This window comes from Corynebacterium sp. HMSC28B08, from assembly GCF_001806865.1.
Lineage (GTDB): Bacteria > Actinomycetota > Actinomycetes > Mycobacteriales > Mycobacteriaceae > Corynebacterium > Corynebacterium auriscanis.
In genome coordinates this window covers 26,349-46,654 of sequence record NZ_KV786178.1, presented here as the reverse complement: position 1 = coordinate 46,654, position 20,306 = coordinate 26,349, and the positions used below count along the sequence as shown (strand labels likewise).

Sequence of the window (20,306 nt, the reverse complement as noted above, 5' to 3'; positions counted from 1 at the left end):
GCCGCTCAACCTTTGGATAACCATGCACCCCAATACTGAAATCACCGCCGCATCCGCCGGAGCCCGGCGCGTTCCCGGTTTTCCCTTCCCCATCTCTCGCAGAACGGACCCTGTCAGTATTCGCCCGGGCGTGCGGGTCATCGTGCGGCACCTGCCGTTGGTCGATCATGGCGATGCCCAAGACGTAATCGGCCCCCTCATCAGCGTTGACCCGCTGGTCGTGCGCGGTAAACAGGGAACCGTGGAAATTGATCCCCGGGGCGTGGTCGTACTGAAAACCCTGAGCTCCAAACCCGTACGGAATAGCGATATTCGTGCAGTGGAGGAAGCGAAGGCCGAGGCTTTCCCCGGGTTGGCCAACGAATGGATTGGGGGATGGTTAGCTCGCGCGGGTGACGGCATCACAGAGCGCAGCAATTCCGCCGTACCACTAGGCCCCGAAGCGGCAGTACAGCCCGTGCCGGTGGAGGGAATCAAGGAGTTTTATGCCCGCCACAATCTACCCCCTCAGCTGCTGGTTCCGGATCGGATTGGCCGTACCGCCGAGCACCTGGAGGGCCACGCGGGGCCAGAGATCATCGTGATGTTTCGGGAACTAGGTGCTGATGATGAGGCCCTGGCGACTGTGACGAACGGTGCAGCCGCGGCGACAACCGGCAACACCACCCCTGCTGCTGACAATGGGGCTCCCACTGTGATGAACGGTTCAGCATCCACTGCAGCCCACCGCGCTCCTGTCGCAGCCCACAAGGCCGTGTTCACCGTCGCCGACGAAGCCAGTCCCGAGTGGCTATCCCTGTACAACTTCCGCGGGCAACCCCTCCCGCCGCGCGCGCTGGAACTACTGACTGCCCGTATTGACGGCTCCCTGGGATTCGCCAGCCTGCACATCGACGATGCACTAGTCGCGGTTTCACGCGGCACGGTCACACGCGGCGGCCGTCGCCATATGCTCGGCTTTTCTGCAGTGGAGGTCATTCCTTCTTTCCGACGCCAAGGGCTTGCCACCCTCATGTGCCAGCAGTTGCTGCAGTGGGGCCGAGCACACGGTGCGGATTGTGCCTACCTCGATGTGCTACGTACGAATGAAGCGGGCCGCGGCCTCTATCACGGACTGGGCTTCAGCGAGCACCACCGGGTCCGGAGTCTAGTTCTCTAACCACGACTGCATCGCCCCAGCGGAACCTGGGGCACACGAGTATCGGGAGCATAACGTATTGAGTCGCTGACATCTTCGCCTCAACATGAACCCACGGGTTACAGTTGACTGCATGCGTATCGCCACGTGGAACATCAATTCAGTCCGTACTCGCGAAGACCGCGTCCGCGAGTTTCTCACACGCTCCGACGTGGACGTTCTCTGTCTGCAAGAAACCAAGTGCACGGATAAGCAGTTCCCCGACTTTACGGACACAGGTTATGAGCAGGCACACTTTGGCCTGCACAGCTTCAACGGCGTGGCAATACTGTCCCGAGTAGGCCTGGAGAACGTGAAAACCAACTTTGGGCAACCGGGATTCGACAAGGATCTGCCACAGGATCAGAACATGGAAGCGCGCGCGATTGGCGCAACCTGCGGTGATGTGGAGGTCTGGAGCCTCTACGTACCCAATGGTCGCGAGATCAGGGATCCGCACTACACCTACAAACTACGCTGGTTGCAGGCGCTAGCCGATTACGCCCGTGGGGAGGTCACCACTAAACGTAGCGCCGATACCCAGGGCGATACAATCACGCCGGCCGAGGACAAACTGTGCCTCGTTGGCGATTTCAACATCGCCCCACGCGATGAGGACGTGTGGGACCGATCTCACTTCGACGGCAAAACGCACGTCACCCCGCGCGAACGCGCCTGCCTCGCGGCCCTCGAAAATGCGGGTATGGAAGAAGCCACGAAGCTCATCGAAGATGAATACACCTACTGGGATTACCAAGCCCTCCGGTTCCAAAAGGGCGAAGGCATGCGCATTGACCTGCAGTACGCGCGAGGAATCTCCGCTACCTCCGCCCGTGTCGATCGCGATGAGCGCAAGGGCAAGGGCGCCTCGGACCACGCTCCCGTGATCATCGATTACGAGGTATAGCTGCCCATGACGTTGCAACTGTTCGACCCGATCAACATGATCCTGAACCTCACCGACAACCTGGAGTGGTGGCAGGTCCTGTTGATCGTGGCTGATTACAGCCTGAAGATCGCCGCTTTGGGATGGGTTCCCCACGACCGCCGCCCTACGAGCGCAATGGCATGGCTACTGGCGATCTTCCTAGTCCCATTCTTCGGTCTGCTGTTCTTCTTCCTCATGGGCTCGCCGTATGTCAACCGACGGCGCCACGCCATCCAGAAGGAGGCCAACAAGCAGATCCGTGAAATCGCCGCTAACGAACCTGACGTTCCCCACGGTTTTCATGTGTGCGATGAAGTCGATAGCTTAGTGAAACTCAATCGCGAGCTCACCGCACTTCCCGCCACCGAGGGCAAGCTGCATAAACTGCACGACGAGTACAAGGAAACGATCACCGCCATGGCGGAGCTCGTCGATGAGGCGAAGGAATACGTTAACTGCGAGATCTACATCATGGCGTGGGACTCCACGACCCAGCCCCTATTTGAGGCTTTTGAACGCGCAGTACAAAGGGGCGTCAAAGTAAGAGTTCTGTACGACCACCTAGGCAGCCACAAGTACAAAGGCAACCGGCGGCTGGGCAAGCGGCTGAAAAAAATGGGCGTGGAGCACCACGTTATGCTTCCGCTGCAACCGTGGCGTTGGCGCTTCCGGCGGCCGGATCTGCGCAACCACCGCAAGCTGGTTGTTGTCGACGGCAAGCGGGCCTTCATCGGGTCCCAAAACTTGATTGAACCCGAATACCAAAACCGCAAAAACCACCGGATCGGCCGACAATGGCACGACATCATGGCCGAAGTATCAGGGCCCGTTGTGACCACAATCAACTCGGTCTTTGCGGTGGATTGGTATACCGAAAGTGGTGAGCGGCTGGGACTGATCAAACCGGGCAATCGTAAGAGGGAAATGACCATCGAGCACGAAGATACCGGTACCGACCTCATGCAAGTCATCCCCTCGGGCCCTGGTTTTACGACAGAGCCCAACCTCCGGTTGTTCACCTCCGTGTGCCACCACGCCAAGCGTAAGCTGATTCTGGTCAGCCCCTACTTCATCCCAGATGAATCCCTCATGGAAGCAGTGACCACTGCTTGCTATCGCGGTGTTGATGTAGAACTCTACGTGTCCGAGAAATCCGATCAGGCGCTGGTGGGGCACGCCCAGGCCTCCTACTACAACGAGCTACTGCGGGCGGGCGTGAAAATGTTCCTCTATCCCGCACCCCAAGTTCTCCACACAAAGTTCATGATCGCAGATACGGAAATTGCCCTGATGGGTAGCTCGAACATGGACCCGCGATCATTTGGGTTGAACTACGAGGTCACCGTCATGACCGGTGAGGGCGAGTTGATGGATGCACTGCGCGCCGAGGCACGTAAGTACAAACAGGTGTGCCATGCGCTGACCAAGGAGGAATGGGATCAGCGCCCCTGGTACAAACGCTACGTGGATAACGTGGCCCGCCTCTCCAGCGCGCTGCAATAACTGCACGTCCGACGGCGCGCCCCAGAGTATTCGACATGCCATTCGGGATACACTCACGGCTACGTTTACAATCTAATTCACTCGTTTTTGCCCATAAAAGTTCATGAACGATTAGAAACATACGTAACCCATACTGTTGATTAGAGGAAGACGAAGACTATGGCAATCGACGATGCTGCCCGACCGGAAACCCCCGCAATTCGTGGTCACCGCGCACCAGAGGTGCTGCCCGAAATCGATGTCGCGGAAATCGCGACCTCGGTCTACGATTTCCTTTCCGGTATTCGGCGGTTGATGGAGCGCCCGAACCAGAAGCTGGAAATCTCACAGTCCGAAATCGAAGTGCTGCAGTTCATCTCTCAGCATCCAGGTTGTGGAGTTTCCGATATCGCACGATTGCGTTTCCTGCGTGCATCGAACGTCTCGGCGACCGTGCGGCGGCTCATCAACAACGGCTTTGTGCTGCGTAAGGCCAATGATCAAGACAAGCGCGCCCAAGATCTATACCTCACCGACGACGGTATCGAGATGATGAACTCCATCACAGACGAATGGGCGCTACTCATTGCTCGCGCAACCAACCGGATGGATGCGCGCGATATCGCGAAACTGCGCCGCGGCGTTCCGGCCCTGCGCAACCTGTCGATTGCGGCAGAGACCCTCATTGATGACATACAGCGTCGGCAGGAGTAGCCCCTGACGGAATTGGCCGACATCGCGCGCCTTATCATTCCCGTGCTATACGCGAAACAGCCGCAACGACAAACACTCCCCTGGCGCCAGTGAACTGAGAACAGTACTGGCCGGGGAGTGTTCCGTTTTTCCGGAAGGCACTTAAGCGTCGCGGCGCTTTAACACCACTACTCCAGCGATGAAGATCACCAGCGCCCAAGCGGCAAAGTAAATCATCGAGCCGACCTGCCCCCACGGAGCATCGGCAACATCATTCAGCCCGATTGCATCATCCATGTTGCCGAACGGCATGTACGGTGGCAACCAATCGCGCACTTTGGGCAGCATGCCTACGAGCAGGCCTTCCACCAGCAGCGGCCACAAAATTACCAGCGCAATCGAACCAGCAGTATGGCGCAGTAGGTATCCCACACCGATGGACAGTGCGACAATAAGGAAGGTCTTCAAGCACAAGCGACTGATGACGGTCCATGCGTCCCCGTTGAGGGCCAGCTGCTCCATGATGATGGGTTGATCGATCTTGGACCCAATAACCAACCGCATGGCCACAACGCTCAAAAGCGAAGTGAAAAACGCCAGCACAGTAGCCAATACGCCGTATACCAGCAATTTCGCCAGTGGCACACTGGTTCGCTTAGGGGTGGCCAGCAAGGTGGATTTGGATACGTTCGAACTGTACTCGCCAGTGACAAACATGACGGCTTGGATCGTAACGATCATGATGCCAATCAGCGCAAAACCCGATACGGCCGCATCCGCAGTGATGCCACTGACGATGGCGGCATATGTTTCCGGCTCCTTCTTCAATTCACTGTCATTGAGGATTGCGGCGTTGCCGAACCCCATGAGCACAGCCCAGCCGATGGATAGAAACAGAATCAAGAAAGTAGTCCACGCTAAAGCCTTGGTGGTGCGAAGTTTGATCCACTCCGATTTGATTACGCTCAGCATCTAGTTCCCCTTCTGCTTCTCGTCATTGTTCGTAACGACTTTTTTGGCTGCTCCCTGCATTGCAGGAGGACCGCCCAGTACGCCAAGACCATTCGGGGTCGTGGTGGCCTGGTACTCGACGGAATCACCCGTCATACGCATAAACGCCTCCTCCAGGCTCGGGCGCACTTCGGTGAGTTCACGCAAACGCAGACCATAGCTATATGCCAAGGCACCCACCCAGTCGCTGTCACGATCGGGAACCAACAAGGTGGGGCGACCATCCGCGTCTTGAGATTCCCGGTATGCCACATTCTCCTCCACCAGCGCCTGGCCCAGTTCCTTCAGGTGATCCGTACGCACCACTACCGAGGACTCGGATGCTGATTTGATGAAGTCACGCGTCGAGGTATTCGCAATCAACCTGCCCTTACCGATCACAATGAGGTGATCCGCTGTCTGCGCCATCTCAGACAGTAGGTGGGAACTCACCAACACCGTGCGACCTTCAGCCGCCAACGCACGAACGAATTGTCGAACCCACCGGATGCCCTCTGGGTCCAAACCATTGACGGGCTCATCCAAAATCAACACTTCTGGATCTCCCAGCAGAGCACCTGCCAATCCAAGGCGCTGTCCCATACCAAGGGAGAATCCGCCCGCTTTGCGACCAGCAACATCGCTCAGCCCAACGATGCCCAGCACCTCATCCACGCGCTTTTTGGAAATTCCGTTAGTCGCAGCCATCCACCGCAGGTGGTTCGCGGCGGAGCGACTGGGGTGAACCCACTTCGCATCCAACAAGGTCCCCACCTTTTCCAGGGGGTGCTTGTACTCCGAATAGTGCTTGCCATCAATCTGCGTTGAACCCCGAGTAGGGCGATCCAAACCTACGATCATGCGCATTGTCGTTGATTTACCGGCACCGTTGGGTCCAAGGAATCCTGTAACAATCCCTGGTTTTACTTCGAAGTCCAAGTCATCTACGGCCACAGAGTTTCCGTATGACTTGGTCAGATGGCTGACTTTAATCATGCAAGCCAGTGTGCCACACGAACCCCGATGTATTCAGGGCAACTGCTTACACTTAACCCCGTATCTGGCTGAAATAGTTTCTTTAGGCTGTATATAATTTTCTCCATGCCCGCTCACCCCGCGATTGATGTCGATAGGTGGATGGACCATGACGAGGTCCCACCCACCCAGGCGCGCAGTTTCCGCGGTTTCTTGAGTGTGACAAAGGAGGCACCGCGCCGATTTATCCGCTTTGCGTCCACAACTCCGGGACGACTAACGATCGTCTCTTTCATTTTGATCGTGGCCATCCTCGCTGCCGGTGGCGCTATGGTTTTTTCTTCCGAACAGCGACGGGAAAAACTCGATACCCTCATTTCGCAAACGGAGCCCCTATCCAACGCTTCGCAGGAGCTCTTCAACGCCTTGTCCGAAGCCGATTCCATAGCCACTACCAGCTTCTTAAAACAAAACGACAGTGACGTAGCCTCCCGCGAACAGTTTTTGCGTGCCACCCAGCGGGCTTCCGAAGCGGTGATTCACGCGGGGCACGGCATCGACGAGATCTCCAGTGACGACATGCAACTGGTTCTTGCGATCCAAAAAAACCTCCCCAATTACGTGCAGCTAGTATCAACCGCCCAAACAAACGATCGCTTGCGCAACCCCGTTGGTGTGGCCTACCTAACCCAGGGCTCTGAGCTGATGCAGCAGCAAATGCTACCCGCCGCGCAGCAACTGCACGAGCGGACCAGCCGCAAGGTCACGGACGAACGGCAATCCCTTGTCACTCCCCTGTGGTTCCCCTTGTCGGGCCTCATTGCGGCCGTAGGGTTTTTGCTTTTGGCGCAATTGTGGTTGGCGGCTCTCACCAACCGTCGGCTTAACTTGGGTTATGTGGTGGCTACTGTGCTCATGGTCTTTGCCACGCTGTGGGCCAGCGCCAGCGCGGCGGTGACGTGGATGGGCACCGACGATGCGTCAAATAATTCAGCGACCTCGCTCAGCAAACTCACCCAGGTTCGAATCGCGGTACAACAGGCCCGCACGAATGAGGCTCTAGGCTTGGTGCAACGCGATTATTCCGACCAGCGACATCAGCAGTTCGTGAATTCGGTGAAAACGATCGATGCCACGCTTCTGGATATTCGCGATGATGTGGCGAATCCTCGCCGTGTGGACAACGCACGCGAATCTCTTCGCGGATGGGATAATGCCCACGCACTCATGGTGGCGGATCTACGCAACGGCGAATACGGCAATGCCATCAAAACTGCTCTCGGCGATTACCGTCTCACCCCCGGCGCCCGATCCTCCGAGTACAGCACCGTCAACTTCAAAATTTTGGACGAGCAACTGCAAGCGCTCATCTCTGACAATCGCTCACGCCTGCAGACCAGCCTTATTGACGGCAGTGTAGCGGCCGGTCGCATCACAAATTTGGTTCTCTCGCTCACCATTTTGGCCGCTGTGAGCTGCTTCCTCGGCACTCGTCCCCGCCTGCAGGAGTTCCTGTGATGTTTCCTTTTTTATCCCGACGCCCAGCTCAGCTCACATACCGTTCTCCCAGGGCCTTTGAGTCGACCGAGACGCGTTCCCGCAGCGCCATCGTGATGGCGGTCATCGTGCTAGGCGCTACGGTCGCCGGCTGCGCGAATTCTGCTCCCACCGAGATCAAGGAGTGGCCGACCGTGATTGATAGCCCCAGTGCGGACTTGCCACCAGAATCTCGATTGGTATCCCCGGACGATATTCCCACCAGCGATGCCGATGAGCAGGCGCCCATAGGGAGTATTCGCCCGGATAACCGTGAGCCGAAAGAGCGCGTGAAAGAGATTCACAAGCGTGGCCGTTTGATTGTGGGTATTGCCCAATCACTTAACCGTTTGGGTTATCGCGATCCCGTTAACGGGGAGCTCGTGGGTTTTGAAATTGATCTGGCACGAGAAATCGCTCGCGATATTTTCAATGATCCGGACAAGGTGGAGTTCCGATATGTGGAAAGCCGTAACCGCGAGAAGGCTCTGCGCGACCGGGAAGTGGACATCATCGTCCGCACGATGTCGATCACCAAGACGCGGCAGGAAAGCATCGAGTTTTCTGCCCCCTATCTGACGGTTCAACCACGTTTACTGGTTCCAAAAACGTCCACTATTGAGCGCATGGAGGATCTGAAGGACAAGACGGTGTGTGCGACTAACGATTCCACGTCGGCTTCCGCGTTGCACAACTACGAACTGTCCAAGGTACTGGCCACCCGTACATGGACGGATTGTCTGATGGCTTTGCAGCGGCATCAAGCCGATGCGGTGTACACGGACGATGCAATTCTTTCTGGATTGCAGGCCCAGGACCCTTATATGCGATTGGTGGGTGGCGATGACCAAGTGAACCACTACGGCGTGGGTATCCCGCTGCAGGTTGATGGAAAACCCTCCATTGGGCTGACTATGCAGGTTAACGACACTTTGGAGCGCATTCGACAGGATGGTACCTGGGTGCGCCTATTCGATAAGTGGATGCGCGATTACCTGGGCCCGGCGTCCATGCCACCGTCCAGCTATCGCACGGATGAGGAGGCGAGAGAGCTCGCAAGGACCCGCGATGAGGCGGAAAAACAGCGCCTCCGGGACGAGGCACTAGCGGATACCACGAAGGCACCGGAAACCGCGGCACAGACGAGTAGCACGGAGGAGTGACAGTGACCAACAAGAACAGCTCTGACGAGTCTCGCGAAACCCCCGATCGCATCGACGTGTCCCATTCCCGCAAGAACGACGATGATGAGAGCAATGTGCACACCGAAGCCGTCGCATTCGATCCATTCGCAGACGACGACGAAGCTCACACCGAAGCCGTCGCATTCGACCCATTCGCAGACGACGACGGCACTGACGATGATTTAGAGGTCACCGAACACGCGACCACCCCAGGCATTACCCGCGACGCGAGTAGCTCGGACAACTCAAACGACGAAGCTCACACCGAAGCCGTCGCGTTCGACCCATTCGCAGACGACGACGAGGAAGATACCGACGACATCGCGTCCTTCACGTCTGCCGATCCCGATGAGATCACCGGCCCACTGGCGGAGAGGAAGGGGAAAAGCGGGGCGTCGAATAAAAAGAACCCCGTATCCAACCTAGAGCCGGGTGAGCGGTCGCGCAGGGAGGCACTCTCGGAGTTCCGACGCTTACGTGGTACCCGGCGGCGCGGCGCGGAGATCGCCGGTGGCATGGTGAGGCTACCGTTCATTCCGCCGACTGATCCCGAACAGGCCGTGATCGACCCTACGGATGCGATCGAGAAGGGGGTGGAGCCCCCAACCCTGAAGCGCGGTGACATCATCGCTGGTCAATACGAGATTCTGGGCCCCATCGCGCACGGTGGCCTGGGCTGGGTTTACATCGCGACCGACCACAATGTGGCGGACCGCTACGTGGTTCTCAAGGGCATGATGGCCACGGAAAACGAGCATGAGCGGGCCGTGGCCGAATCGGAACGGGCGTTCCTTGCCGAGATTACGCATCCGGGAATCGTGAAAATCTTCAACTTTATCGACGACCCGCGTGTGGAGGGCGGCTTCATCGTCATGGAGTATGTCGGCGGGCCATCCCTGCGCGCCCGCCGGCGCCGCATGCCCCGGAATCTGCTGGACGTAGACGTAGCCATCGGCTACATCCTGGAAGTGCTGCCGGCGCTGGATTACCTGCACTCGCGCGGAGTGGTTTATAACGACTTGAAGCCAGACAACATCATCATCACCGAAGACCAGGTGAAGCTGATCGATCTGGGGGCGGTCACGGGTATTGGCGCGTTCGGGCACATCTTCGGAACCAAGGGGTTCCAAGCGCCCGAAATCGCCACGACCGGCCCCACCGTCGCCAGCGATATCTACACGGTGGGCCGCACGCTGGCTTCGCTAATTGTGGCGCTGAAAGTGGAAAACGGAGCTTACACTGGGGACCTGCCCACCCCGGATGAAGAACCCCTCTTCCGCGAGTACATGTCGCTTTATCGCCTGCTATTGCGCGCGACGAACCCCGATCCGAAGGTGCGTTTTGCATCGGCATCAGCCATGGCGAACCAGCTAGTCGGTGTGCTGCGGGAGATTCTGGCTATCCGTGACGGCCGTCAATACGCCCACCTGGATACGCGTTTTACTGCACAACGTTCCACCTACGGCACCAAGCACATTGTGTTCCGTACGGACCAGTTGCTTGACGGTGTGGAACGCAGTGTGGAGATTTCCCCTTCGGAAGTGGTGGCAGCTTTGCCTACTCCCCTGACCGACACGAGCGACCCCGGCGCGGCGTTGTTGTCTGCGGCGAGTTTCACGGAGACCAGCGACCTGATGGACACGTTGAATTCCGCCATGCGTAACCCGGACATGGAAAACAGTGTGGAGATCCCACTGACGATGGTCCGCGCCCACCTAGATGTGGGTCAAACCGTGGAGGCAAAGGAACTGCTGGAATCCCTAGAACCCCGGTTGGGTAACGATTGGCGTTTCCACTGGCATTCGGGTGTGGTTGGGCTGCTCAGTGGCGATTTCGCGACGGCGCAAGCGTGCTTCAACAAGGTGCTGTTCATCTTGCCCGGCGAACCTGCCCCCAAGTTGGCGCTCGCCGCGACCGATGAATTGCTACTACAGCAACAGGGGGTGAATACGTCTAAGCTGCTGGACACCGAGGCCACCCGGGCAGCTTCGGCGTTGGCCTACGCGCAACGCGTGCCGGTAGATGACTACTCGGGTGTGCCCGGTTGGGATCACGTGACGCTGGATCCGGTCGCGCTCCGCTTCCACGCGATGCGCCTGTACGGCCTTGTATGGGCCACGAATCCGACCACGGTATCCAGTGCTTTCGGTTTGGCGCGGCAACTGATGGCAGAAGGTTTGATTGATTCGGCGGTCACCGCCCTAGATCGGGTGCCGCAGAACTCGCGGCACAATCGCTTGGCTCGGTTCACCACCATCTTGATTCTTATTTCTGACGCCTCGCTGCTCACCGAGACGCGCATCCGTCGGGCCGCGCGCCGTTTGGCCACGATGCCAACGAATGAACCACGGTTGGAGCAGGTCAAACTCGCGGTGATGTCGGCTGCGCTCAATTGGTTGCGCCGCCGTGGCAAGGACGGATTGGGGCCGGTTTCCACCGAGCCTATTTTTGATGCGGAGTTCACCGAACGCGGATTGCGCCTAGGGCTGGAACGCGGTCTGCGGCACATGGCGCGGCAAACGCAGTTCCCCCTGCACCGGTTCCGCTTGGTGGATATGGCAAACAAGATTCGGCCCCGAACCTGGTTCTGATTCCAAGGGGGGCAAACCGGAGCTGCGCTGGAATGACCGGTCTGGAACTGCTGGGGTGCGGGGACGAGAACTGCCGGGGTGCGGGGACGAGAACTGCCGGGGTGCGGGAGCTGTGAGGCGGGGCCACCACCTCAGCGGGCGCCCCCGTGCCCAGCTACTCTTGCTCTGCCAGCTCTAAGGAGTAGCGGGCGATAGCCAGCTCTTCGTTAGTAGGAACCATGAAGACTTTCACTGCAGAATCCTCCGTAGAGATCATGCGCGCGCCTTCTACCCCGTCCTCATTGGCATTGCGCGAAGGGCAGATCTCGATACCGAAGTTTTCCAAGCCAGCGAGGGCATCTTCACGCAGTTGAACAGCATTTTCCCCCACGCCCGCGGTAAACACAATCGCGTCCACACGCCCAAGGGTGATCATGTACGCACCGACATAGCGGCGGATCTGATTGATATAGACGTTGTATGCCAAAGTAGCGGCCTCATCGCCGGCTGCCATCATCTCCGTGAGCTCGCGGAAGTCATTCACACCAGCCATACCCTTCAAACCGGACTGGCGGTTAAACAAGTTGTCCAGCTCGTCAATGGTCATTTTCGCCGATCGCGCGAGGTGGAAAATAATAGATGGGTCGATGTCACCGGTGCGGGTACCCATAACCAAGCCCGGCAGTGGTGTTAGCCCCATGGAAGTATCCACTGCTTCCCCACCCTTGATGGCGGACGCGGATGCGCCGTTGCCCAGGTGCAAGGTAATGCAGTTGATATCCTTGGCGTCGCGCCCCATAAGTCCCGGCAATTGCTGCGACACATACTCGTGGCTGGTTCCGTGGAAACCATAGCGACGAATGTTGTGCTCTTCCGCCAGCTTAGGCGGCAAAGCGTAGGTATACGCCACCTCGGGCAGCGTGGAGAAAAATGAGGTATCGAACACCGCCACGTGAGGCACATTCGGTAGCAGCGCCATAGCGTTTTCCATGCCGTCGATGTGTGCCGGATTGTGCAGTGGTGCCAGGGGAATCAAATCCCTTAACTTGGACAAAACCGTGTCATCAACAATGACGGGCCCAGTAAACTCCGCACCACCTTGCACCACGCGGTGCCCCACCGCTATGAGGTTCAGGTCTTGGGGCCCCACACCGAGGAGCGTCATCATGCCGAAGGCACGTTCCAGACCCACCGAGTGAGACAGGATAGGGCGGGTGTCCTCCATTTTGGTGGTTGTGGTGGAGATCTTAATGTGACCGCTTGGCTCACCGATCTTCTCCACAATGCCAGAGATAAATGGGGCTTCCAGAGCACCCTGCTGAGGATCCAGAACCTGGAACTTAATTGATGAGGAGCCGCTGTTGAGAACCAGAACGAATTCTGAGCCCTTGGCTTGTTCTACGTGGTGATCCATATCCATAATCTGCACTTCTTTTCTGTCTCGGGATGGGTAGGGGGAGTTCGTCCGGCGCCTGGGCATACGGTTGCCGCCGGCGCCTAGGTACACGGTTGCCGCCGGCGCCTGGGCATACGGTTGCCGCCGGCGCCTGGATACACGGTTGCCGCCGGCGCCTGGGTACACGGTGGCCGCCGGCGCCTGGGTACACGGTGGCCATCAGCATCTAGCGACAACTGCACACCCCGCGTAGGCGATGGCGGCTAGGCCTGCGCTTGGATGGCTGTAATGGCCACGGTGTTGACAATGTCCGGCACCGTGGCGCCACGGGAGAGGTCGTTGACAGGCTTGTTCAAGCCCTGCAAGATCGGCCCCACTGCGAGCGCGCCCGCAGTCCGCTGGACCGCTTTGTATGCGATATTTCCGCTATTCAGGTCAGGGAAGATGAATACATTGGCGTGTCCGGCAACGTTGGAGCCCGGCATCTTTTTCTGCCCAACGGATTCCACCACCGCAGCGTCGAATTGAATGGGGCCTTCAAATTGCACAGAGGCGAAGGTCTCCTTGGCCTTAGCCACGGCCTCAGCGACCGCCTGGACATCGGGGCCAGACCCCGAAGTACCGGTGGAGTAGCTAAGCATCGCGACCTTGGGTTCGATCCCAAACTGCGCGGCGGTGTGGGCAGAGACAGCTGCAATCTCCGCCAGTTGATCTGGCGTTGGGTTAGGGTTGACCGCGCAATCGCCGAATGCCCACAGCACACCATCCATGACTAGTAGGAAGATGGAGGAGACCACGCTGGAACCCGGTGCAGTCTTGATGATCTGGAACGAGGGCTTAATCGTGTGGGCAGTAGTGTGCGCCGCGCCGGAAACCATGCCGTCAGCCAATCCTTTGTGGACCATCATCGTGGCGTAGTAGCTGATATCCTGCATCGTCGCGCGGGCATCCTCGATGCTGATGCCCTTATGCTTGCGGAGTTCGTAAAAATCCTGTGCAAACTGCTCCAGCTGTTCGCCTTGGGTGGGATCTGCGACATGCGCGGCCGAAATATCCCAGCCGTTGTTAGCGGCACGTGTACTGATGTCGTCTGGATTACCCAAGATGGTCAGTTCGCACACGTCGTCCGCCAGCAGCTGATGGGCAGCTTCCAGAATGCGATCGTCCTCACCTTCGGGCAAGACGATGTGGGTGCGCTTCGCCTTGGCTTGGCGCAACAGATTGAGTTCGAACAGCTCGGGGCCGATCTGGGGCTCGCGCTTATCTGCGCCACGAATGCCGCTGAGGGTTTGGGCTAGTTCTTCTTCGCGGATGACGCCGTGGACCTCTGCCCCTTTGGCCTCGAGTTGCCGACGGGTTAGGGTGGCCAGCTTCTCGTCGGCGTCGGTGGAAATAACCAGCAGATGCGCCGCGCCACTTGCGGCCGCCAGCCGGGAATCCAGGTGGGCCTCCCCAGTGCCGATTAATACGTCCGACGCCACATTCTCCAGTTCCTCGAGCGCACCTTGGAACACTTCCGCATTCGATGCGGACTCTGTGCGGCCCTCCCCGAAGATGTTGGTGACTTGAAATATGCATTCAATGCCCGAGGTGTCCGTTTCGGGCATTGCAGCGCCGGTGGGCGTTGTGGTGGAGTGCGCAATGTCTGCGCGCCGGGCAGCAGCACCACCAACGGGTGTGAGTAGCGCCTTAATCGGGATATCTACAGATACCACGGGTTGATCATCCTCCATGCGTTGTAAAACCTGGGTCATTAAGCAGACCCTCTCTATTGCATATTGTGCATGGATAAGCGCGCAGTTGTGCGGTGTTTCACACAGTCAATGGTTGGCTGTGATCATTTTCATAGCGTGGGGGCGGGATTAACGCAGTTCAGGCCTATTCCAATCGTGATACCCCTTAGCTGCCCCCGCATACTCATGAACGCGCTGATTCTCACTATCTGGGATTGAAGCAGTACTATTTTCATCTGTTTGACTGGCTGACGTGGAAGTTTTTCCCTCCCGCTCCTTGGGACGAGAAGCGTCCTGCGCGCTCTTCTCGCGGTCCAGTTCATCCGAACGCAAGGATCGTTCAAAGATGGATTTCTTGCGAACCACCACCAAAGTGACAGTCACCGCCAGACCGAATAGAACCACGCCAATCACACCAGCGAGGCCAAAGTACTTAATGAGCCGCGTGGAGTTAAGGAACATCAGCAATGCACCTACTAGCCCGCCCAGGATTTCGGGCTTCACGATGGAAACGGCCCACGCGGCGATAGGTGCAGCGATCGCACCACCAACAAGCAGGCCCAACACAGGCTGCCAGGACTGCGCGAGTTCATTACCCATCCCGAACAGGAATCCGACCGATGCAGACAGAGCAACCAGGAACTCGGCGGTGTTGACCGTACCGATAATGCGGCGCGGCTCGGCCTTACCCACACTCATCAGAGTCGACGTAGTAACCGGTCCCCATCCGCCCCCACCGGAAGCATCCAGGAAACCACCGCCTAGCCCCAGAACCGCCAGCCCCGCGCGCGACTTTGCCGTGGATGTGGCCGGCTGGGTCTTGTTGGGCTTCTGCCATGGGATCGCCACGCTTCGAACCAGCACGTACGCCCCCAACAAAACCAAAATCGTGGAGACTACGGGTTCAGCCGCCTTAGTAGACAAACTGCTCAACACATAGGCACCGACGAACGCGCCGATCGCCCCAGGTACACCCAGAGCCAACACAGTCGGCCAGTGGACGTTTTTCAACCGCCAGTGGGAAAGACCCGAAAAGAGCGTGGTCCCTACCTCTGCAAGGTGTACAGCAGCGCTGGCGTGCGCAGGACCCAGGCCAGAAAAGACCAGCAAAGTTGTGGCCGTGATACCAAAAGCCATGCCCAAGGCACCATCGACGAGTTGGGCTGCGAGTCCAACGAGGGCAAAAATAAGAATTTTCATGAGGATTCCTAGAGTTCGGTGAGGTCAGGCGCTATGTGCGCTACTGGGAAAGCTGAGCTTGTTCAGCCCGTGCAATAACGAGGGGAGCTACGGCGGTGCCAAGATGCGGCACCTGCATACAGGCTCCCTGGGGCATTCGATTCTCTAGGTAGTGATGAAGCCGGTCGAGCAAAGTTGCTGGGCTAAAAAACAGTGGCACCACCACATCGGGTTGCAATTGTTGAACGACGCCCGGCCCGCCGTGCCCACCGGTGGCGGGCACGGCGGTGACACGATCGGGTTGCAATTGCAGTCTCGTCGCCAGTGAAGCCGCTAGGCGCTCCACCGAGTCATTCGCCCCTGGAACTGAAGATCCGACGTGGTAGAGCACCACGTGGGCGTCGGACGAAAGAACAGACCGGCGACGAGAAGCAAGGTGGCGGCGAGTGTGCCGTGCAAGCAGATCAGCTACATCATCACCGGTGCCGATACCGCGAGCCAGGGTGAGGCGCAAACTGGTTGAATCTGCAGCCTCCGCGATGGCGCTCGGGACGTCATGGCGCATGTGAAAGGCATCAGTGAACAGCAAAGGCACCACAACTGCGTGGGTCGCACCCGTCGCGGCGACGATATGCGCCACGTTCGTAAGGGTTGACGGTGAAAAATCCAAGTGCGCGAAGTAGACCGGCCGCCCGCTCAAGGCAGCGGCAACGCGGGCGATCTCAGCAACACAAGCATCGGCCTGCGGATGGCGAGAGCCGTGTGACAGGCAAATAATCGGCGCGCCCGCGTCAACACCGGGCCCCTGAGGGGTGGTGCTGGCGGTACGAATGCCGTCGGCACTGCGCGGAGCTGCTGAAATCATGGTTGTGGATTCCTTGTGATGGGCTTACTTCACCAGTCCGGCGGTGAGCGTATCGCCGGTTTGCGGGTGGACAACGAGCAGGGAGCCCACGCGCCCGCCACGACGGTATTGCTCCACCGGCAGCGGGTCCGCCACAGTGATACGCACATCGGCGATGTCATTGAGCTCTAATTGTTGGATGGTGGCGGGGTCTGTGGGCTTAGAAGCCGCAACGTCAGCGCCCGCGGCCTCGTCCGTACCGTGAGGGGCGTCTACCAGTTCATCGGCGCGGCGCAGCACCTGATCCACACGTCCGCGCACGAGTGCCGAGCCGTAGCGAATCAGAACGTTCGAGCGCAAGCGCAGAGGGGTTTCAGACAAATGGAACACGGTGGCTTCGAAGGTGTTAACGGGCTCCGGTAGATCCAGCCCGCCGATTACGTCACCGCGAGAAAGATCGATTTCTCGATCCAGGCGCAACGTGACGGATTCACCGCGGTTCGCCGTGTTCTGTTCGCCTGCGGGGCCATCGATTCCTTGGACAATTGCTTCATGCCCACCAGCGGTGACCTGATCGCCGACGGAGACAGTTCCGGCCGCGATACGGCCGGCATAACCGCGGTAGTCGGTGGCATGATCGCGAATCACCAGCTGGATGGGGAAACGCAGCTGCCGGTTGATGGACTGGTTTTCCGCACCTGGGGTGGCCTGCTCGAGGATCTCCAGCACGCTGGGACCGGTGTACCACGGGGTGTTTGCGCTGCGCTCCACCACATTGTCACCCAGCAACGCGGAAGTTGGGACCACGTCCACGTGGCGCAGGCCCAAATCAGCGGCGAGCGCGTCCACGTCCTTTTTCACCGAGGTGAAAACGTCTTCGCTGAAGTCGACGGCGTCGATTTTATTGACCGCCACAACAACGTGAGAGATCTGCAACATAGCTGCAACGGTGAGGTGGCGCCGAGTCTGTTCGATAACACCGTTGCGGGCATCGACCAGAACAACAACCAACTCTGAAGTGGACAGGCCAGTGACAGTGTTACGGGTGTACTGCACGTGACCCGGGGTGTCCGCCAGGATGAAGCTGCGCTTATCCGTTGCGAAGTACCGATAAGCAACATCGATGGTGATGCCCTGCTCGCGTTCCGCGCGTAGGCCATCGACTAAGAGGGAAAGATCGGGGTTTTCCAACCCCTTCGCGGTGGACGCACGCTCAACGGATTCGTATTGGTCTGCCAAAATGGACTTCGTATCGTGCAACAGGCGACCTACGAAGGTGGATTTGCCGTCATCCACGCTGCCCGCCGTGCACAGCCGCAGGGTGGGCAACTGAGGGGGCTGAGTTCCAGCGTTTGGTTCGGTTGTGGGAGCAGTCATCAGAAGTACCCTTCCTTCTTGCGGTCTTCCATGGAAGATTCGCTGAGCTTGTCGTCTGCGCGGGTGGCACCGCGTTCAGTGGTGGTAGAGGTGCGAATTTCGTCGATGACGTCCTCGATGGACGTGGCTTCGGATAACACGGCACCGGTACAGCTCATGTCGCCAACCGTGCGGTAACGAACGGTCTTGGTGACCAGTTCTTCGCCCTCCTTGGGACCACCCCATTCACCTGGCGTGAGCCACATGCCGTTGCGCTCGAAAACTTCACGCTGGTGGGAGTAGTAGATGGCGGGTACTTCCACGTCGCGGTCACGGATGTAGTCCCATACGTCGGCTTCCGTCCAGTTAGAAATGGGGAACACACGGATGTTCTCGCCCACCTGGTGGCGGCCGTTGTACAGGCCCCACAGCTCAGGGCGCTGGCGACGTGGGTTCCAACCGCCGAAGCTGTCACGGACGGAGAACACCCGCTCTTTGGCGCGGGCTTTCTCCTCGTCTCGGCGGGCGCCTCCCAACACCGCGTCGTAGCCGCGGTTCTGAATCGTCTCCACCAGCGGCACGGTCTGTAGTGGGTTGCGGGTGCCATCGGGACGTTCCTGGATCGCCCCGGAATCAATCCAATCCTGCACCAGTGCCACGTGCAGGTTTACGCGTGGATCCGCTGCAACCTTGTCACGAAACTCGATGACCTCAGGGAAGTTGTGCCCGGTATCAACATGAACCAACTCGAAAGGCACCGGCGATGGAGCGAAAGCGCGCTTGGCCAGTTCCAGGACCACAACGGAATCCTTGCCACCGGAAAACAGCAGGGCGGGCCGTTCAAACTGGCCGGCTACCTCCCGCAGAATCTCGATAGCCTCGGCTTCTAGACTCGCCAGGTGAGGCGATAACGCTGGGGCTTGACTGGGTTCCTGGGTGCGTTCTTGCACGTCGTTGGCCTCTTTCGTCGTCTTCTCTGTATTCGCAGTTGGGTTGGTTGCGTTTAGTTGGGGCGCGGGGCTGGAGCTTGTCGCTGGGAGTGGAGCCTCCGCGTTCGCGGTTGTCATGTGTGCAGACCACACTCCGTCTTGTTGGATCCTGCCCAACGACCGGATCGCGGATCCTCGCCTTCGGCCACCGGAAGCGTGCATGTCGCGCAACCAATGGAGGGGTAACCCTGCTTGGTCAGTGGATTAATGATGAGGTCGTGGTCGGCGATATAACGCTCCACCTGCTCATCGGTCCACGAGACGATGGGGTTGATCTTCAGCCGCCCAGTGCGGTCGACTTCCAGCACTGGGGTGTTGGCGCGCAGCTGGTTATCCACGCGACGAATGCCCGTAACCCATGCAGTAAACGGGTTGAGCATCCGCGCAAGCGGCTCTACTTTGCGCATGCGACAGCATGCAGTGGGATTCTTCAGATACAACCGTGGGCCATAAACACTGTCCTGCTCCTGGCGCGTTAGCGTGGGAGTGACATTGGTCAGTGGCAGGCTGTATCGCTCGGCAACCTCGTCGCGCGTTTCGATAGTTTCGTCAAAGTGGTAGCCCGTATCTAAAAACACCAATTCGGCATTATCCAATCGCCCTTCAGCGAGCTCCGCGAGAACCGTGTCCTGCATGCTCATGGTCACGGCAATAGAACCTGCGACGTGCTCGTTCGCCCATTCGAAGATTTCTTCCGCCGTGGCTTTTTCCAGCTCTGGGTTCCACTTTTCGGCCAGCTTTTCATGCGCCTTACGCTGCACTTCCGCCAACGGTGTAGTGGTAGTTGGCTCGCCATCGGGGCTAATCGCTGGGTCGCGGTAGTCATCCGCTTGCCCACCGAGGCCAACCGCTGCGTTAACCAAGCTCATTGTTCCTCTTCTCCTGTGGTTTGGCTCTTCTTTTTCCCGACGCCACGCTCCCTTCCACCACTGCGTCCAGCAGGGGGAGGGTTGTCAACGTGAGCGCTGGTATGAACTCTCAGCCCACAATTAGACCAACCGGTCTACTTAAGCTGCACACCACAGTAGACTAATCTGTTCAGTTCAGCAAGGTTTTCGCACATTTTGCAGACTACCCGGTCTATATTGTTGTGCACGACATCCAAAACCACGTGCCGGCCTCGTAAAAACGGGCATGGTTAAACCGGCTCCCCCTCCCAAGTGAAAAAGAGTTTGGGATTCCCCACCACGCATCCGGGCCGCCCACACCTCGACGCAGCACCCCCACCGCCCACACCCTAATTCACACAATGTGCAGCAGAACTCTAACAAAAA

At 58.5% G+C, this 20,306-nt stretch carries 16 protein-coding genes; 7 read left to right on the top strand and 9 right to left on the bottom strand.

Going from position 1 to position 20,306, the window contains the following annotated elements; translation table 11 throughout:
- Positions 1-22 precede the first annotated feature (22 nt).
- The 4 genes from HMPREF3098_RS08890 (at position 23) to HMPREF3098_RS08875 (ending at position 4,301) form a co-directional block, all read left to right on the top strand.
- Positions 23-1,159, top strand: coding sequence for a GNAT family N-acetyltransferase (locus HMPREF3098_RS08890; protein WP_070434842.1), 1,137 nt, complete (start codon positions 23-25; stop codon positions 1,157-1,159).
- 112 nt (positions 1,160-1,271) lie between these two features.
- Entirely contained in the window at positions 1,272-2,084 is an 813-nt protein-coding gene (locus HMPREF3098_RS08885; protein WP_070434841.1) for an exodeoxyribonuclease III, read from the top strand.
- A 6-nt stretch (positions 2,085-2,090) separates the two neighbouring features.
- Positions 2,091-3,608 carry a cardiolipin synthase gene (gene cls, locus HMPREF3098_RS08880; RefSeq protein WP_141739732.1) on the top strand — a complete coding sequence of 506 codons (1,518 nt, stop codon included), beginning with the start codon at positions 2,091-2,093 and terminating at the stop codon, positions 3,606-3,608.
- A 159-nt stretch (positions 3,609-3,767) separates the two neighbouring features.
- Complete coding sequence (locus tag HMPREF3098_RS08875; protein ID WP_070434840.1) at positions 3,768-4,301, top strand: MarR family winged helix-turn-helix transcriptional regulator; 534 nt, start codon at positions 3,768-3,770, stop codon at positions 4,299-4,301.
- A gap of 141 nt (positions 4,302-4,442) precedes the next feature.
- Here the strand turns inward: HMPREF3098_RS08875 and HMPREF3098_RS08870 are convergent, their stop codons facing one another.
- A complete protein-coding gene (locus HMPREF3098_RS08870) occupies positions 4,443-5,252 on the bottom strand; it encodes an ABC transporter permease (RefSeq protein ID WP_070434839.1) in 810 nt (269 codons plus the stop codon).
- On the bottom strand, positions 5,253-6,266 hold the full coding sequence (locus HMPREF3098_RS08865) for an ABC transporter ATP-binding protein (protein ID WP_083284395.1): 1,014 nt from the start codon (positions 6,264-6,266) through the stop codon (positions 5,253-5,255).
- 105 nt (positions 6,267-6,371) lie between these two features.
- Between HMPREF3098_RS08865 and HMPREF3098_RS08860 the strand changes: the two genes are divergently transcribed.
- Genes HMPREF3098_RS08860 through HMPREF3098_RS08850 form a run of 3 tightly spaced genes read left to right on the top strand, consistent with a single transcriptional unit; the run spans position 6,372 to position 11,556 of the window.
- Positions 6,372-7,763, top strand: coding sequence for a hypothetical protein (locus tag HMPREF3098_RS08860; protein WP_070434838.1), 1,392 nt, complete (start codon positions 6,372-6,374; stop codon positions 7,761-7,763).
- The gene (locus tag HMPREF3098_RS08855) at positions 7,763-8,944 is read left to right on the top strand and encodes a glutamate ABC transporter substrate-binding protein (RefSeq protein ID WP_083284393.1); all 1,182 of its coding nucleotides are present in this window, start codon (positions 7,763-7,765) and stop codon (positions 8,942-8,944) included. The genes HMPREF3098_RS08860 and HMPREF3098_RS08855 overlap by 1 nt, the downstream gene beginning before the upstream one ends.
- Positions 8,945-9,000: 56 nt before the next feature.
- Positions 9,001-11,556: a serine/threonine protein kinase gene (locus tag HMPREF3098_RS08850; protein ID WP_371440985.1), complete on the top strand. Its 2,556-nt coding sequence runs from the start codon at positions 9,001-9,003 to the stop codon at positions 11,554-11,556.
- Between the two features lie 154 nt (positions 11,557-11,710).
- Here the strand turns inward: HMPREF3098_RS08850 and HMPREF3098_RS08845 are convergent, their stop codons facing one another.
- From HMPREF3098_RS08845 to HMPREF3098_RS08815, 7 genes are all read right to left on the bottom strand, one after another.
- Complete coding sequence (locus tag HMPREF3098_RS08845) at positions 11,711-12,955, bottom strand: acetate kinase (RefSeq protein WP_070434837.1); 1,245 nt, start codon at positions 12,953-12,955, stop codon at positions 11,711-11,713.
- A 239-nt stretch (positions 12,956-13,194) separates the two neighbouring features.
- Positions 13,195-14,685, bottom strand: coding sequence for a phosphate acetyltransferase (gene pta / locus HMPREF3098_RS08840; protein WP_246815911.1), 1,491 nt, complete (start codon positions 14,683-14,685; stop codon positions 13,195-13,197).
- Between the two features lie 108 nt (positions 14,686-14,793).
- Positions 14,794-15,864 carry a sulfite exporter TauE/SafE family protein gene (locus HMPREF3098_RS08835; RefSeq protein WP_070434836.1) on the bottom strand — a complete coding sequence of 357 codons (1,071 nt, stop codon included), beginning with the start codon at positions 15,862-15,864 and terminating at the stop codon, positions 14,794-14,796.
- A 40-nt stretch (positions 15,865-15,904) separates the two neighbouring features.
- Positions 15,905-16,708 carry a sirohydrochlorin chelatase gene (locus tag HMPREF3098_RS08830; protein ID WP_083284389.1) on the bottom strand — a complete coding sequence of 268 codons (804 nt, stop codon included), beginning with the start codon at positions 16,706-16,708 and terminating at the stop codon, positions 15,905-15,907.
- 24 nt (positions 16,709-16,732) lie between these two features.
- On the bottom strand, positions 16,733-18,064 hold the full coding sequence (locus HMPREF3098_RS08825; protein ID WP_070434835.1) for a sulfate adenylyltransferase subunit 1: 1,332 nt from the start codon (positions 18,062-18,064) through the stop codon (positions 16,733-16,735).
- Positions 18,064-19,110 (bottom strand): sulfate adenylyltransferase subunit CysD, encoded by a 1,047-nt coding sequence (gene cysD / locus HMPREF3098_RS08820; RefSeq protein ID WP_246815910.1) that lies wholly within the window; start codon positions 19,108-19,110, stop codon positions 18,064-18,066. The genes HMPREF3098_RS08825 and cysD overlap by 1 nt, the downstream gene beginning before the upstream one ends.
- Positions 19,107-19,901, bottom strand: a complete 795-nt coding sequence (locus HMPREF3098_RS08815) for a phosphoadenylyl-sulfate reductase (protein WP_070434834.1) — start codon at positions 19,899-19,901, stop codon at positions 19,107-19,109. The genes cysD and HMPREF3098_RS08815 overlap by 4 nt, the downstream gene beginning before the upstream one ends.
- Between the last annotated feature and the right edge of the window lie 405 nt (positions 19,902-20,306).

What these genes read in the sequence shown, in the direction of transcription:
- HMPREF3098_RS08890 (WP_070434842.1), top strand. Translation starts at nt 23, where the DNA reads ATGCACCCCAATACTGAAATCACCGCCGCATCCGCCGGAGCCCGGCGC.
- HMPREF3098_RS08885 (WP_070434841.1), top strand. Translation starts at nt 1,272, where the DNA reads ATGCGTATCGCCACGTGGAACATCAATTCAGTCCGTACTCGCGAAGAC.
- cls (WP_141739732.1), top strand. Translation starts at nt 2,091, where the DNA reads ATGACGTTGCAACTGTTCGACCCGATCAACATGATCCTGAACCTCACC.
- HMPREF3098_RS08875 (WP_070434840.1), top strand. Translation starts at nt 3,768, where the DNA reads ATGGCAATCGACGATGCTGCCCGACCGGAAACCCCCGCAATTCGTGGT.
- HMPREF3098_RS08870 (WP_070434839.1), bottom strand. Translation starts at nt 5,252, where the DNA reads ATGCTGAGCGTAATCAAATCGGAGTGGATCAAACTTCGCACCACCAAG.
- HMPREF3098_RS08865 (WP_083284395.1), bottom strand. Translation starts at nt 6,266, where the DNA reads ATGATTAAAGTCAGCCATCTGACCAAGTCATACGGAAACTCTGTGGCC.
- HMPREF3098_RS08860 (WP_070434838.1), top strand. Translation starts at nt 6,372, where the DNA reads ATGCCCGCTCACCCCGCGATTGATGTCGATAGGTGGATGGACCATGAC.
- HMPREF3098_RS08855 (WP_083284393.1), top strand. Translation starts at nt 7,763, where the DNA reads ATGTTTCCTTTTTTATCCCGACGCCCAGCTCAGCTCACATACCGTTCT.
- HMPREF3098_RS08845 (WP_070434837.1), bottom strand. Translation starts at nt 12,955, where the DNA reads ATGGATATGGATCACCACGTAGAACAAGCCAAGGGCTCAGAATTCGTT.
- pta (WP_246815911.1), bottom strand. Translation starts at nt 14,685, where the DNA reads ATGACCCAGGTTTTACAACGCATGGAGGATGATCAACCCGTGGTATCT.
- HMPREF3098_RS08835 (WP_070434836.1), bottom strand. Translation starts at nt 15,864, where the DNA reads ATGAAAATTCTTATTTTTGCCCTCGTTGGACTCGCAGCCCAACTCGTC.
- HMPREF3098_RS08830 (WP_083284389.1), bottom strand. Translation starts at nt 16,708, where the DNA reads ATGATTTCAGCAGCTCCGCGCAGTGCCGACGGCATTCGTACCGCCAGC.
- HMPREF3098_RS08825 (WP_070434835.1), bottom strand. Translation starts at nt 18,064, where the DNA reads ATGACTGCTCCCACAACCGAACCAAACGCTGGAACTCAGCCCCCTCAG.
- cysD (WP_246815910.1), bottom strand. Translation starts at nt 19,110, where the DNA reads ATGACAACCGCGAACGCGGAGGCTCCACTCCCAGCGACAAGCTCCAGC.
- HMPREF3098_RS08815 (WP_070434834.1), bottom strand. Translation starts at nt 19,901, where the DNA reads ATGAGCTTGGTTAACGCAGCGGTTGGCCTCGGTGGGCAAGCGGATGAC.